The sequence below is a fragment of the Rhodococcus sp. DMU1 genome (assembly GCF_012272955.1).
Taxonomy (GTDB): Bacteria; Actinomycetota; Actinomycetes; order Mycobacteriales; family Mycobacteriaceae; genus Rhodococcus; species Rhodococcus aetherivorans.
The window spans coordinates 1,230,527-1,244,363 of the sequence record NZ_CP050952.1 but is presented as its reverse complement, the minus strand read 5'-3'; the positions used below and the strand labels follow the sequence as shown (position 1 = coordinate 1,244,363).

Here is a 13,837-nt window from a genome sequence, read left to right as displayed (position 1 = left end):
CACACCCCGGCCGCGCCACCCCGCACCCCGGCACGTCCGTGATGCACGACCGGGAGTGTCTCCGCGAGCGCACCGCGTCGCCGGCGACCGCGCCGACGGGGCGGGATCGAATCCCGCCCCGGGGCCGCGCTGCCGCCGTCGCTCAGTGCCCTCCCGCCACGCAGAACTGGTTGCCGTCCGGGTCGGTGAGCGTCACCCACCGGAACCCGCCCATGTCCTGGCGGTGCACCTCACCCGCGCCCGCCTCGACGAGCCGGCGCACCTCGGCGTCGAGATCGGGAGCCACCAGGTCGAGGTGGACCCGGTTCTTGCCCGGGGTCGGATCCGGAACCTTCTGGAAACCGAGTTTCTGTGCGGTGCCGGGCATTCCGACGATGTAGAACCAGCCGTCGTTGTCCTGCTCGATCCGGCCGCCGATCTGCTCGGCCCACCACGTGGCAAGCGGGCCGGGGTCGGCGCTGTCGAAGGTGATCATCCCGATGTTCAGTGCCATGGCCGGGACGGTAGCGGACGGGACCGACACGGGTGTGCCGCAACGGCACCGAGTTCGCCGTCAGCAGGCGGCGCGGACGAGCTGGGTGATGCGGTCCACCTGCTGATCGGTGGGGGTGACCGCCCCGTTGGCGGACAGCTCCGCGACCCGGCTGTTGATCTCCTCGTCGCTCGCCCCGTCGTCGATCAGGGGACAGGTTTCGGTGACGATCGCCTCGATGGAGGCGTCGTCCCGACCGTCGGCCAGGTTCGGGTAGCCCGTCCGGAAGGTTGCGACGAAGGTCCCCAACTTCGCTGCGTCGACGGCACGTTGGACGACGCTGGAGGCGACGCTGCCGGCCGGGCGGGTCGTGCTCTCGGGCGCGGACGTCTCGTCGTCGGATCCGCAGGCGGTGAGCAGGAAGAGGGCGGCGACCGCCGCCACCACAGCAGTCTTGGTCTTCATTGTTCGAGCGTGACACGCCGGGACGCGCCCGCGCCGGTGAAAGGCGGAATTCACGGTGAGCCGTCGCGCTCACGCGCTTCCCGGCCCGGGAAGGGGACGGCCGAACAGCCCCGGCAAAGATGCGTAATGCTACTCGAGACAACGGCGACGACGTGCGGCATAGTGGTGCCCGGCACGGCCGATCGGGGGATTCGGCGGTGCCCGCCGGAGCCGGTTGGGGGCCGCGCTCCGGACCGCAGGAGAAGGGGCCCCGCCGCCGATCGGGACGGCGGCGGGGCCCCTTTCGTCGCGTCGGGCGACGGTCGTCTCAGCTCCGGGCTGCGACCTTCGCCGGATCCAGCTCCAGCCGGCGCAGCAACTGCGCGTTCAGTGCCACGACGATCGTGGAGACCGACATGAGCACGGCAGCCACCGCAGGCGGCAGGACCACCCCGGCGAAGGCCAACGCACCGGCCGCGAGGGGCACCGCGACGACGTTGTACCCGGTGGCCCAGGCCAGGTTCTGCCACATCTTGCGGTAGCTCGCCCGCGACAGTGCGATCACCGACAGCACGGCGCGCGGATCGTCTGCGGCCAGGACCACGCCGGCCGACTCAACGGCGACGTCGGTGCCCGCGCCGATCGCGATGCCGACGTCGGCCCGCGCCAGCGCCGGCGCGTCGTTGACCCCGTCACCGACCATCGCGACGCGGTGCCCGCGGGCCTGCAGCTCGGCGACCTTCGCGTCCTTGTGTTCGGGCAGCACGTTCGCGAACACCTCGTCGATACCGAGGTCGGCGGCGACGGCGTCGGCCACCTGCCGCGCGTCCCCGGTGATCATGGCGACCTTCACCCCGCGCGCGTGCAGGGCGTCGATCGCCTGCCGCGACTCCTCGCGCACCGCGTCCTCGAGCGCGACGGCTCCCAGCACCGTGCCGTCGCGCACGACGTGCAGCACCGACGCCCCGCGGGCGACCCAGCGGTCGGTCGCGGCCGCGACGTCGGCGGGCACGTGCGCCCGCAGGTCCGCGAGCACGGCCGGACCGCCGACGAACACGGTCGCCCCGTCCACCACGGCCCGCACCCCGCGGCCGGGCAGGGAGCGGAAATCCTTCGTCGGCAACATGACTCGCCCTCCCGCGGCGGCGACGACGGCGCGCGCGACGGGGTGCTCGCTGTCGGATTCGACCGCGGCGGCCAGGGTCAACAGGTCGTCCTCGGTGGTGCCGGCGGTGGCGACGACGTCGGTGACGACGTGCCGCCCCTGGGTCAGGGTCCCGGTCTTGTCGAACAGGACGACGTCCACGCCGCGCATCCGCTCCAGCGACAGCCGGTCCTTGACGAGCACGCCGGCGCGGGCGGCGCGCTCGGTCGAGATGGCGATGACGAGTGGGATGGCCAGGCCCAGCGCGTGCGGGCACGCGATGACCAGGACCGTGACGGTACGGACGACGGCCTCGTCGACGTTGCCGAGCAGCGTCCACACGGCGAAGGTGAGGACGCCGGCGACGGTGGCGAAGTAGAAGAGGAAGGCGGCGGCCCGGTCCGCGAGCGCCTGGGCTCGCGAGGACGAGGCCTGCGCGTCGGCGACCATGCGCTGGATGCCGGCGAGCGCGGTGTCCTCCCCCACCGCGGAGATGCGGACGCGCAGTGCACTGTCGGTGGCGACCGTGCCGGCGACGACGGTGTCGCCCACGGCGCGGGGCACGGCGCGGGACTCGCCGGTGATCATCGACTCGTCCACGTCGGCGCGCCCGTCGACGACCGTGCCGTCGGCCGGGACGCGCGCACCGGCGCGCACCAGCGCGACGTCGCCGACGGCCAGGTCGGCGAGGGCGACCTGCACGACGCCGTCCGCGGTCACCTTCTCGGCGGTGTCGGGCAGCATCGCGGCCAGGGCGTCGAGCGCGCGCGACGCCGAGCCCAGCGCCCGCATCTCGAGCCAGTGCCCGAGCAGCATGATCACGATCAGCAGCGCCAGTTCCCACCAGAAATCGAGGTCGAACCCGCCCAGCCCGAGCGTGGTCACCCAGGACGCCGCGAACGCGACGCTGATGGCCATGGCGATGAGCAGCATCATTCCGGGCCGGCGGTCCCGCAGCTCGTTCCACCCGCCGACGAGGAAGGGGCTGCCGCCGTAGGCGAACACGACCGTGCCGAGGAGGGGCGAGACCCATCCGGCCCACGCGGCGTCGGGCAGCGCGTAGCCGAGCAGGTCGGCGAACATGGCGCTGAACGCCACGATCGGAACCGCGAGGACCAGGCTCACCCAGAATCTGCGACGGAAGATCTCACCGTGCGGCCCGTGCCCGGCGTGCCGGTCCCGGGCGCGGTGGGCGTCGCGCGCTCCGGGCGGCGCGGTGTGGGCAGCGTGTCCGTGGTGTGCGAGCTCTGTCATGGCTCCCGCCTCGATCCGTTTCCGTTTCCGTGGACCCCTCCATTGATACCCCCCGGGGGTATAAATGGAAGGGGTGGGACGGTCACGATCCGGTCACGGCACCGACTACCGCTCGAGCATGGCGCGCATCTCGTCGATCTCCGCCTGCTGCGTCGCGATGATCGACTCGGCGAGTTGCCGCGCCTCCGGGTTCACGCCCTCGGCCAGCTCGGTCTGCGACATCTCGATCGCGCCCTCGTGGTGGACGATCATCATGGTCAGCCACATGCGGTCGAAGTCCATGCCGCGGGCCCCCATCATGGAGTCCCACTCGTCGTCGGACATCATTCCCGGCATCCCGCCGGGCATGCCCATGCCGCCGTGACCCATCCCGTCCTCGTCCGGCGCCTCCTGCCCCCAGCTGTCGAGCAGCGACACCATCTGCTCCATCTCGGGTTCCTGCGCGGCCTCGATGCGGGCGGCGAGGTCGATGAGCTGCGGATCCTCGCTGCGTTCGGGCACGGCCTGGGCCATCTGCACGGCCTGCGCGTGATGGGGATACATCTCCTGCAGGAACTCGACGTCCGCGTCGACGAACTGCGCCTGCCCGGCCGGCACCGAGGTCTGGGACGTGCCCGGAGTCGCCGTCCCCGCCTGCTGCTGCGGCTCGTCGCTGCCACACGCCACGATCATCAGGGCGAGCGGAACCGCCGCCGCTGCCGCTACTACTCTCTTGTTCCACAACATGATTCGACGGTACCCGCCGTATCGGCCGAGTCCGGGGCCGCAGCCCCGCCCCGGCCGGTCCTTCATCGAAACTTCATCGGCCGCAACGCCCGCCCACACGCGGCGGCGCGCACACTCGTCGTAGGAGGTGCGCGATGATGGGTTGGTACGGCGGCGCAGGCTGGGCCGCCGCCCTCGCAATGGGTGTGTTCTGGCTGTTGCTCGCCGGGGTGGTGGTGTGGGCGGTGGTCCGGGCGGCGGCGCCACCGGATCCCGGCGACGAGGCCCGCCGGATCCTGGACCGGCGGCTCGCCTCCGGCGAGATCGACGTCGCAACCTACCGGACTCTGCGCGACGAACTGGACGCGCGGCCCCCACGACGGACGCGTCGATAGATCCGCCTGCTCGATACGCGATGCAGCGCATTCACGGGGTCACCGCGATCCGATCCGTCGTCGACGGGTCGCCGAACAATTCTCTGCCGCAACCCGAGTGGCGGGCAGCCGGGGGCGCCCGGCCCTCGTCCCCCGCGGCATGGTCACCCGAGGCATGGTCGGCACCCTGCGGCACTCGCTCGTCAGCGATGTTCCCGGCGGGCATCGAACGCCGCGACGACCCGCTTCGGCGCGGTCAGCCGCCACGCATCCTCGATCAGTTCCGCCAACTCGACCGTGTCGACCGCGGCGATAACCACGTCGATCCAGCCGTAGCGCCCGAAGAACGGGGCCGCGCGGAACACGTCCGGATCCTCGTGGAGCAGGGCCGCCTGGGTGTCCACGGTGGCTTTGAGGCAGACCGTGGCCGCACCGTAACCCAGGAGGCCGAACATCTTGTTCCGCACCCGGTACGTGGGTTGGTCACCCCAGCTGTCCACCACCACTTCACGTGCCTCGGGCAGCGCCAGCATCATCGCGCGCACACTGTCCGCGCTGGGCATGGGATCTCCTCGGTCGGCGGACAGGGCCACCCAGTTGTACACCCGACCCGCGACAGGGAACGGACGGCCGCGAGTGCTGGGTACCCTGGCCGCGTGCACACCCCCGGCCCCCGCATCCTCGTAGTCGACGACGAAGCCGCCCTGGCGAAGGTGGTGGCCAGCTATCTCGAACGGGAGGGCTTCGAGGTCGCGCTCGCCTACGACGGACCGACGGCCGTCGCGCTGGCTCGGCAGACGGACCCGGTGCTCGTGGTGCTCGACCTGATGCTGCCGGGATTCGACGGCATCGAGGTGTGCCGGCAGCTGCGGACCTTCTCGGACGCGTACGTGCTCATGCTCACCGCCCGTGGCGACGAGGTGGACAAGGTGATCGGCCTGTCGGTGGGCGCCGACGACTACGTCGTGAAGCCTTTCGGGCCACGGGAGCTCGTCGCCCGGGTGCGTGCCATGCTGCGCCGGCCCCGCAGTGGCACCGCGGCGGAGGCACCGCGCCGGATCGGCGGGCTCGTCGTCGATCCGGTGTCGCGCACCGTCTCGGTCGACGACGCGCCGGTGGAGCTGACACGCACGGAATTCGATGTGCTGCTGGCACTTTCGGATCGACCTTCGGCGGCGCTCTCACGCCGGCAGATCATCGACGAGGTGTGGGGGCCGAACTGGTTCGGCGACGAGCACATCGTCGACGTCCACATCCGCGCCCTGCGCCGCAAGCTCGGCGACGATGCCGCCGCCCCGCGCTTCGTCCGGACCGTGCGCGGGGTCGGGTATGCGATGGAGGCCGCGCGGTGAACCGGCTGGGACTGCGCGGGCGGCTGCTGATCGCGCAACTGCTCGTGCTGTTCGTCGGGGCCGCGACGCTCACCGTCGTCGCGACGCTGGTGGCCGCCCCGCTGTTCCACTACCACCTCGCCCACGCGGGCGTGGAGGACACGCAGGTCCGCCTTCACACCGAGGAGGCGTTCGCGCAGGCCGGGGCGGTCGCGCTCGCCGCCGGGGCAGCCGTCGCGCTCGGTGCCGCGGCGATCACGTCCGTGGTCCTGGTGCGCCGCATCACCGCGCCGGTGGGCCGGCTGGTGGAGGCCGCGGGCCACGTCGCCCGCGGCCGCTACGACGTGCCGATCACCCGGTCCGGCGACGCGGACTTCGCCCGGCTCGAGAACGCCTTCGCCGACATGGCGGGCCGCCTGCACAGCACGGAGCTCTCACGACGCCGGCTGCTCGACGATCTCGCCCACGAACTGCGCACACCCGTGGCCACGCTCGAGGCCTACCTCGAGGGCATCGAGGACGACGTACTGCCCGCCGACGCCACCTCGTGGCAGGTGATGCACCACCAGCTCGACCGGCTGCGGCGTCTCGTGTCGGACCTGTCCGACCTCTCCGCCGCGGACGAGCACGCGCTCGCCCTGCACCCCGAGGAGGGCGACCTCGCCGCGGCGGTGACGGCATCGGTCTCGGCCGCGGCACCGCGGTTCGCCGACAAGCAGGTCGGGCTCGGGACGGAGCTGCCCGAGGCGCTGCCGCCGGTCCGGTTCGATTCGCAGCGAGTGGCGCAGATCCTGGCGAACCTGCTCGAGAACGCCCTGCGTCACACGCCGGCCGGGGGCCGGGTGGTCGTCACGTGCGAGCGCGCGGACCGGGCGGCCGTGCGGGTGCGGGTCCGCGACACGGGCGACGGCATCCCCGCGGATCAGCTCGACGCGGTGTTCGAGCGGTTCCACCGGATCGATCCGGCCCGCAGCCCCGGCGGCAGCGGCCTGGGCCTGACCATCGCGCGCAGTCTCGCCCGCGCCCACGGCGGCAATCTCACGGCCGCGAGCGACGGGCCGGGGCGCGGTGCCCGCTTCGACCTGACCCTGCCCACGAACGGGAATCAGGCGGAGACGACCGCGTCGAGAACGCTGTAGAACATGCCGAGCCCGTCGTCGCTGGGACCGGTGAGCGCTTCGGTGGCGTGCTCGGGGTGCGGCATCAGGCCGACGACGCGGCCGTTCGCCGACGAGATGCCCGCGATGCCGCGCTGGGAGCCGTTCGGGTTGTCGCCGGCGTAGCGGAACACCACGCGGCCCTCACCCTCGAGTTCGTCCAGCACCTTCTCCGAGGCCTGGAACCGGCCCTCACCCGACTTGAGGGGCACCAGGATCTCGGCCCCGGCCTCGTAGCGGGTGGTCCACGCGGTGGTGTTCGACTCCACCTTCAGCCACTGGTCGCGGCAGATGAAGTGCAGGCCCTCGTTGCGGGTGAGGGCCCCCGGCAGCAGACCCGCCTCGCACAGCACCTGGAAGCCGTTGCAGATGCCGAGCACCGGCATCCCGCCCCGAGCGGCCTCGACGACCTTGCCCATGACCGGGGCGAACCGCGCGATGGCGCCGCAGCGCAGGTAGTCGCCGTAGGAGAAGCCACCCGGCACGATGACCGCGTCGACTCCCCTCAGGTCGGCGTCGCCGTGCCAGAGGCTGACGGCCTCACCGCCGGCGAGTTCGACGGCGCGGGCCGCATCGATGTCGTCGAGCGTGCCCGGGAAGGTGATGACTCCGACGCGGGCACTCATGCGTCACCGTCGATCCGCCGCACGGTCCAGTCCTCGATGACCGTGTTGGCGAGCAGAGCCTCGGCGATCTTCTCGACCTCGGCGTCGTCGACGCTGCCGTCGACCTCGAGCTCGAAGCGCTTTCCCTGACGGACGTCGGACACGCCCGCGAAGCCCAGTCGCGACAGCGCCCCGACAATGGCCTGGCCCTGAGGATCGAGAATCTCGGCCTTGGGCATGACTTCGACGACGACACGAGCCACGTGCTGCTCCTCGGTAGTAGTGCTGGCGCCCGGGGACGGACACCGGACAGCCCGCAGTTTACCGGCCGACCCGAGCCGGTCCGGAATCGGCAGGGCCCGACGCCGGCGGCCCCGTCACGGCTGTGGCGGCCCCGGCTCGGCGAGCGACGCCGTGAAGTTCTCGACGATCTCGGCCGCGAGGGTGCGGACCTTGACGTTCGTCGCCTGCGACATCGCCGACAGCTGCGCGAACGCGGTGTCCGCGTCGACCCGGTGCGCTGCCATGAGCAGGCCCACGGCCCGGCTCGTGACACTCCGTGTGTCCAAGGCGGTCCGGAGCGAGGCGGCCTCGCGCTCGCCGGCGGCGAGCAACGCCTCCCGCAGCCGCGACATCTCCAGGTGCACGCGGACCCGGGCGATCAGCTCGCTGGGATGGAACGGCTTGACGACGTAGTCGTCGGCACCGGCCCGCAGCCCCTCGACGGCGGACTCCGATCCGGCCCGGGCCGTGAGCAGGATCACCGGCAGCCGCACCAGCCGTTCGTCGCCCCGCACGTCCTGCAGCAGCGACAACCCGCTACGTCCGGGCAGCATGACGTCGCTGAGGAGCAGGTCGGGAACCTCCGTCCGGATCCGCTCGAGCGCGGACTCGGCGTCGGCGGTGACGTCGACGTGCCAACCCTGCGCGGCGAGCAGGTCGACGAGATGGTCACGCATGTCCGCGTTGTCCTCGACGAGGAGCAGGCGCGGTTGCCCCTCGCGCGGTCCGGCGCCGGGGGTCGCGACGGGCCGCCACGCCTCGGCCTCCCCCAGATACGCCGCGCCGGCGGACGCCACGACGTCGTCCGCGGCGCGTGGTGCCGGCTGCGCGCTCGGCACCGCGGGCACCGTCACCGTGAACACCGAGCCGTGCGGGGCGACGGCGTCGACGGACACCGAACCACCCAGGGCGGCAACGAATTGCGCGACAAGAGACAGCCCGATGCCCGAGCCCTCGCGGCTGCGGCCGGACCGGTCGCCGATCTGGTAGAAGCGGTCGAAGATCTTGCCCCGCTCGGCCTCCGCGATGCCTGTGCCGGTGTCGGCGACACGCAGCACCAGGTTCGCCCCGTCACCCCGCAGGGACACGGCGACCGATCCCTCCGGCGTGAACTTCATCGCGTTGGACAGCAGGTTCAGCACGATGTGCGTCCACATCGCCCGGTCGGTCGCCACGTACCGGGTCGGCACATTGTCGACGTCGACGAGGAGCGCGAGCCCCGCGCGGTCCGCGGCGTCGCGGAACAGTTCGGCGGCCTCGCGCGTCACCGCGACGATGTCGGTGGGCTCGGTGTGGGCGTCGAGCCGGCCGGCGTCCCCACGCGCAACGTCGAGCAGCATGTCGACGAGCCGCTGCAGGCGCAGGGCGGCCCGCCGCGCCGCCGCGACGGCGTCGACCTGGGCGGGTGGCAGCGCGGCGGCGTGCTCGTCGAGCAGGGTCTGCAGCGGCCCGAGGAGCAGCGTCAGCGGGGTGCGGAACTCGTGGCTGACGTTCTCGAAGAACCGGCTCTTGGCGGCGTCGAGCTCGGCGAGTTCGGCCGCCCGCCGGCGTTCGGCCTCGTAGGCCTGCGCATCGGACAGGGCCGTGGACACGCGGACCGCGACCATATCGAGGAACACCCGGTACTGCTCGTTCAGCTCGCGGAACCGGCTGATGCCGAGCACGAGGGAGCCGGCCGGGCCACCAGCGGAGACCGGGAGCGGCAGGACCACCGCGGTGTCGCCGTCGCGGCCGAGGTCCGCGACGGTCTCGGCCTTGCCGGACTCGGCGACCCGGGCGATCACCTCCGGCAGGTCCGACGCGGCGCCGGGAGCGGTGCCGAACTCGGCGACCGTCACCGTCACCTCGTCGCGGCACAGGTGGGCACTGCCGAACGGCAGATCGTCCTCGTGGCCGGCGAGCAGGCCGAGCGCAGCCCGGCAGGCATCGTCGGCGGTGTCGGTCTCCGTCATCGAGAGCTGGCCGAGTTCCCGCAGGACGGCGGCCCGGCGCTCGGCGAGCACCTGCTCGGTGACGTCCGTGGTGGCGACGAAGATGCCCGCGACGGTGCCGTCGGCGGCCCGGACGGGGCTGTAGGAGAACGTCCAGTACGTCTCTTCCGTGTAGCCGAATCGGTGCATGAACAACTGCATGCGCTCCGACAGGGTGGGCTCCCCGCGTTGCGCCTGGGCGAAGAGGGCGCCGACGAAGTCCCAGATCTCGCCCCAGCACTCGGAGGCCCGCTGGGCGACCGCCGCCGGAAACTTCTCGCCGAGGAGGGGCCGGAAGGCGTCGTTGAAGATCTGCACCAGTTCGGGGCCCCAGCACAGCAGCATGGGCACCCGCGACGGAACGACGGTCCGCACGGCCGCCGTCAGTTCGGGAGGCCAGGTGTCGATCGGCCCCAGCGCGGTCGACGCCCAGTCGGCGGCGCGGTGGGCGGTCGCGGTGGGATCCGATTCCGGGAACAGGGCGCGGGCCGAAGTCTCGTCGTTCACCTCGGTGTCGCCTCACATCCTTGCCGTCGGTCCTGTCGGAGGTTCTCAGGATAAAGCGGGCCGGCCCGTCGCTTTCCGGGCCTTGTCCCGCCCCGACGGCACGCGGCATTCCTGAAGATTCGATGAAGAGCACGTCCCGCCCTGGCGGTTCAATACCCCTAGGGGGTATAAATGGGGTGCACCCACGCAGAGGAGAATCGCGATGACCCGGCTCCTGCCCCTGACCGACACGGCCAGCGGCTGCCGCTGCGGCAGCCACCCCACCGAACCGACCGGACCGAGCAGTGAGGACCCCCGAATGAACACCCAGGCCTTCCCCGTCGTCGGCATGACCTGCGGCCACTGCGCCGGCGCCGTCACCGAGGAACTGCGCGCCCTGCCCGGCGTCGAGGACGTACACGTCGAACTGGTCGCGGGCGGCGTCTCCACCGTCACGGTGACCAGCGTCGACGGAATCGACGACGAGGCCGTCGCCACCGCGCTCGACGAGGCCGGCGACTACCGCCTCGCCCCGCAGTGACCCGCCGACCCGAGAAGGGACCCGCCCATGACCACGGGTGAGATGGTGCACGAGGTAGAACTCTCGATCGGCGGCATGACCTGCGCCTCCTGCGCGGCGCGCATCGAGAAGAAGCTCAACCGGATGGACGGCGTGACCGCCACCGTCAACTACGCGACGGAGAAGGCGAAGGTCACCTATGCGCACGGGGTCGCCCCCGACGACCTCGTCGCGACGGTCGAGGCGACCGGCTACACCGCCGCGCTCCCGGCCCCGCCCCGGGCCGAGGAGGCCACCGAGGCCGCCCCCGAACCGGACGAGGCCGCCGCCTGGCGTCAGCGCCTGACCGTCTCCGCGGTCCTCACCGTGCCGGTGGTACTGCTGTCGATGATCCCGGCGCTGCAGTTCGACAACTGGCAGTGGCTGACCCTGACCCTCGCCTCCCCCGTCGTGGTGTGGGGGGCACTGCCGTTCCACCGCGCCGCCTGGACCAACGCCCGCCACGGCGCCGCCACGATGGACACCCTCATCTCCGTCGGCGTCACGGCCGCGTACCTCTGGTCGCTGTGGGCGTTGTTCTTCACCCACGCCGGCATGACCGGGATGCGGATGACGTTCGACCTGCTCCCCACCGGAAGCTCCGAGCCGCACATCTATCTCGAGGTCGCCGCCGCCGTCACCACCTTCATTCTCGCGGGGCGCTATTTCGAGGCCCGCGCCAAGCGGCAGTCGGGCGCGGCCCTGCGGGCACTGCTCGACATGGGCGCCAAGGACGTCGCCGTGCTGGGCGACGGTGACACCGAAATCCGGATCCCGATCGGCCGGCTCGCCGTCGGCGACCGGTTCGTCGTGCGTCCCGGCGAGAAGATCGCCACCGACGGCGTCGTCGTCTCCGGCACCTCCGCCGTCGACGCGTCGATGCTCACCGGCGAACCCGTGCCCGTCGAGGTCGGGCCCGCGGACCCCGTCGTCGGCGCGACCGTCAACGCCGGCGGCCGGCTCGTGGTCCGCGCGACCCGCGTCGGCGCCGACACCCAGCTCGCTCAGATGGCGCGGCTGGTGACGGAGGCGCAGAACGGCAAGGCCGAGGTGCAGCGGCTCGCCGACCGGGTGTCGGCGGTGTTCGTCCCGATCGTCATCGGGCTGTCGCTGCTCACCCTCGCCGGCTGGCTCCTCACGGGCAACTCGGTGACCGCGGCGTTCACCGCTGCCGTCGCAGTACTGATCATCGCCTGCCCCTGCGCGCTGGGCCTCGCGACCCCGACCGCACTGCTCGTCGGCACCGGCCGCGGCGCCCAGCTCGGCATCCTGATCAAGGGACCGCAGATCCTCGAATCCACCCGCCGCGTCGACACCGTCGTGCTCGACAAGACGGGCACCGTCACCACCGGCCGCATGGCCGTGGCCGCGGTGCACGCGGCGGACGGCGGCTCCGAGGACGAGGCGCTGCACCTGGCGGGATCACTCGAGCACGCCTCCGAGCACCCCATCGGGCGCGCCGTCGCCGAGCGGGCCGCGGGCACCGGGGCTCTCTCTCCGGTGGAAAGCTTCGAAAACCACGGTGGACGAGGGGTTTCCGGTGTCGTCGACGGCCACGCCGTGCTCGCGGGCCGGCTGTCCTGGCTGCGCGACGAGTGGTCGCTGACCGCGCCCGAATCGCTGCGACGGAGCGCCGGGGCCGCCGAGTCCGAGGGCCGCACACCGGTGTGGATCGCCTGGGACGGGCGCATCCGGGCGATCGTCGTCGTCTCCGACACCATCAAGGACACCTCCGCGTCGGCGATCGCCGATCTGCGCGAACTCGGCCTGCGGCCGGTGCTGCTCACCGGCGACAACCGCAGCGCCGCCGAGACCGTCGCGAAGCAGGTCGGCATCGACGAGGTCATCGCCGAGGTCCTGCCCGCCGACAAGGTCGACGTGGTCAAGAGGCTGCAGGAAGAGGGCCGGGTCGTCGCCATGATCGGCGACGGCGTCAACGACGCGGCCGCCCTCGCCCAGGCAGACCTCGGACTGGCGATGGGCACCGGCACCGACGTCGCGATCGAGGCCTCCGACCTGACGCTCGTGCGCGGCGACCTGCGGGCCGCTCCCGACGCGATCCGGCTCGCCCGCGCCACCCTGCGCACCATCAAGGGCAACCTGTTCTGGGCGTTCGCCTACAACGTCGCGGCCCTGCCGCTCGCGGCGCTCGGGTTGCTCAACCCGCTGATCGCCGGCGCGGCGATGGCGTTCAGCTCGGTGTTCGTGGTCAGCAACAGCCTGCGGCTGCGGCGGTTCAGCCCCCGCTGAGGCCCGCACCCACGACGCGCTGCCGGCGGAAGGTCTCCGATTCGCCGGCAGCGCGTCGTCGTGCTGTGTCACGCTCGTGCCATGGAGGCGGAGCGGGACCAGCTGCTGCTCACGGTGCGTAATCTCGCCCGGTTCCACCGCGAGCACGAGAAGTTCTATTCCGAATCGCCGTTCCACGACGTGATCCGGCTGCACCGCAGCTCACGTGCCCTGAAGGCGCTCGCCGAGCGGTGGTCGGTCGTCGCACCGCTCGAACGGACGTCGCCGAGCCCGTTCGCCGGCGCGCCCGACCTCAACGACGATCGGGCCACCGAGACGCTCGGCATCCTGTTCATGGAGAGCGGCGACGAACCCGCCGAGATCACCAGACTGAAGGCCGACCTCGGGGCGCTCGCCGAGGCGAACCGGACGACCGGGCAGTGGCTCGCCGACGCCATGGCGACCGCCTGGGACGTGCTCGAGGCGCTGCTGGCCTACCCGGGCCTGGCGGACCTGCTCGCCGAACGGCACCGCATCGTCACCAACGACTGGCAGTGCGCGACGACGGCCCAACTCGTCGCCCGCAACCTCGACCGGGCGGTCGCGATCCTGGGACGCATCGACTTCACCGCAGCCGCCCTGCGCGCGGACCTCGCCGGGGACCGCATCGCGCCACGTTACGTCTTCTCGGCCGCGGAAATGATCGACCACGCCGCCGATCTCGCGGCGCAGAGCGCGGTGCTCACGCACGAGAACGAGCGGCGCTGGCGGATCTTCCACGATCGGGTCGAGCAGATCGTCGCCGGCCCGGAGCCGTAGCACCGG

Annotated in this window: 14 protein-coding genes; 6 read left to right on the top strand and 8 right to left on the bottom strand. The window is 72.1% G+C overall.

What is annotated here, in order from left to right:
* Window positions 1-142: 142 nt before the first annotated feature.
* The 4 genes from HFP48_RS05870 to HFP48_RS05855 form a co-directional block, all read right to left on the bottom strand.
* On the bottom strand, window positions 143-493 hold the full coding sequence (locus HFP48_RS05870) for a VOC family protein (RefSeq protein ID WP_029541452.1): 351 nt from the start codon (window positions 491-493) through the stop codon (window positions 143-145).
* Window positions 494-553: 60 nt separating this feature from the next.
* Complete coding sequence (locus tag HFP48_RS05865) at window positions 554-919, bottom strand: hypothetical protein (protein ID WP_029541450.1); 366 nt, start codon at window positions 917-919, stop codon at window positions 554-556.
* 325 nt (window positions 920-1,244) lie between these two features.
* Window positions 1,245-3,314, bottom strand: a complete 2,070-nt coding sequence (locus HFP48_RS05860) for a copper-translocating P-type ATPase (RefSeq protein ID WP_168579215.1) — start codon at window positions 3,312-3,314, stop codon at window positions 1,245-1,247.
* Between the two features lie 105 nt (window positions 3,315-3,419).
* Entirely contained in the window at window positions 3,420-4,040 is a 621-nt protein-coding gene (locus HFP48_RS05855; RefSeq protein ID WP_050034639.1) for a DUF305 domain-containing protein, read from the bottom strand.
* A 134-nt stretch (window positions 4,041-4,174) separates the two neighbouring features.
* Here HFP48_RS05855 and HFP48_RS05850 point away from each other — a divergent pair, with 134 nt between their 5' ends.
* Window positions 4,175-4,414: a hypothetical protein gene (locus HFP48_RS05850; RefSeq protein WP_168579214.1), complete on the top strand. Its 240-nt coding sequence runs from the start codon at window positions 4,175-4,177 to the stop codon at window positions 4,412-4,414.
* A gap of 182 nt (window positions 4,415-4,596) precedes the next feature.
* Here HFP48_RS05850 and HFP48_RS05845 read toward each other — a convergent pair whose 3' ends face one another.
* Entirely contained in the window at window positions 4,597-4,956 is a 360-nt protein-coding gene (locus HFP48_RS05845; protein ID WP_168579213.1) for an MmcQ/YjbR family DNA-binding protein, read from the bottom strand.
* 93 nt (window positions 4,957-5,049) lie between these two features.
* On the opposite strand from HFP48_RS05845, the gene HFP48_RS05840 reads away from it, so the two are divergent.
* Window positions 5,050-5,745: a response regulator transcription factor gene (locus tag HFP48_RS05840; protein WP_006940326.1), complete on the top strand. Its 696-nt coding sequence runs from the start codon at window positions 5,050-5,052 to the stop codon at window positions 5,743-5,745.
* Complete coding sequence (locus HFP48_RS05835) at window positions 5,742-6,863, top strand: ATP-binding protein (protein WP_006940328.1); 1,122 nt, start codon at window positions 5,742-5,744, stop codon at window positions 6,861-6,863. The genes HFP48_RS05840 and HFP48_RS05835 overlap by 4 nt, the downstream gene beginning before the upstream one ends.
* Here the strand turns inward: HFP48_RS05835 and purQ are convergent.
* The 3 genes from purQ to HFP48_RS05820 all read right to left on the bottom strand — a co-directional run bounded on the left by purQ (window position 6,830) and on the right by HFP48_RS05820 (window position 10,245).
* The gene (purQ, locus tag HFP48_RS05830) at window positions 6,830-7,507 is read right to left on the bottom strand and encodes a phosphoribosylformylglycinamidine synthase subunit PurQ (protein ID WP_006940330.1); all 678 of its coding nucleotides are present in this window, start codon (window positions 7,505-7,507) and stop codon (window positions 6,830-6,832) included. The two genes, HFP48_RS05835 and purQ, sit on opposite strands and share 34 nt — an antisense overlap.
* A complete protein-coding gene (purS, locus tag HFP48_RS05825) occupies window positions 7,504-7,749 on the bottom strand; it encodes a phosphoribosylformylglycinamidine synthase subunit PurS (protein WP_006940332.1) in 246 nt (81 codons plus the stop codon). The genes purQ and purS overlap by 4 nt, the downstream gene beginning before the upstream one ends.
* Window positions 7,750-7,863: 114 nt before the next feature.
* A complete protein-coding gene (locus HFP48_RS05820) occupies window positions 7,864-10,245 on the bottom strand; it encodes a PAS domain-containing hybrid sensor histidine kinase/response regulator (RefSeq protein ID WP_029541438.1) in 2,382 nt (793 codons plus the stop codon).
* 202 nt (window positions 10,246-10,447) lie between these two features.
* Between HFP48_RS05820 and HFP48_RS05815 the strand changes: the two genes are divergently transcribed.
* The 3 genes from HFP48_RS05815 (at window position 10,448) to HFP48_RS05805 (ending at window position 13,831) form a co-directional block, all read left to right on the top strand.
* The gene (locus tag HFP48_RS05815; protein ID WP_006940337.1) at window positions 10,448-10,765 is read left to right on the top strand and encodes a heavy-metal-associated domain-containing protein; all 318 of its coding nucleotides are present in this window, start codon (window positions 10,448-10,450) and stop codon (window positions 10,763-10,765) included.
* Window positions 10,766-10,792: 27 nt separating this feature from the next.
* Window positions 10,793-13,033, top strand: a complete 2,241-nt coding sequence (locus HFP48_RS05810; RefSeq protein ID WP_168579212.1) for a heavy metal translocating P-type ATPase — start codon at window positions 10,793-10,795, stop codon at window positions 13,031-13,033.
* Between the two features lie 81 nt (window positions 13,034-13,114).
* Complete coding sequence (locus HFP48_RS05805; protein ID WP_006940340.1) at window positions 13,115-13,831, top strand: hypothetical protein; 717 nt, start codon at window positions 13,115-13,117, stop codon at window positions 13,829-13,831.
* The last annotated feature ends 6 nt before the right edge of the window (window positions 13,832-13,837 follow it).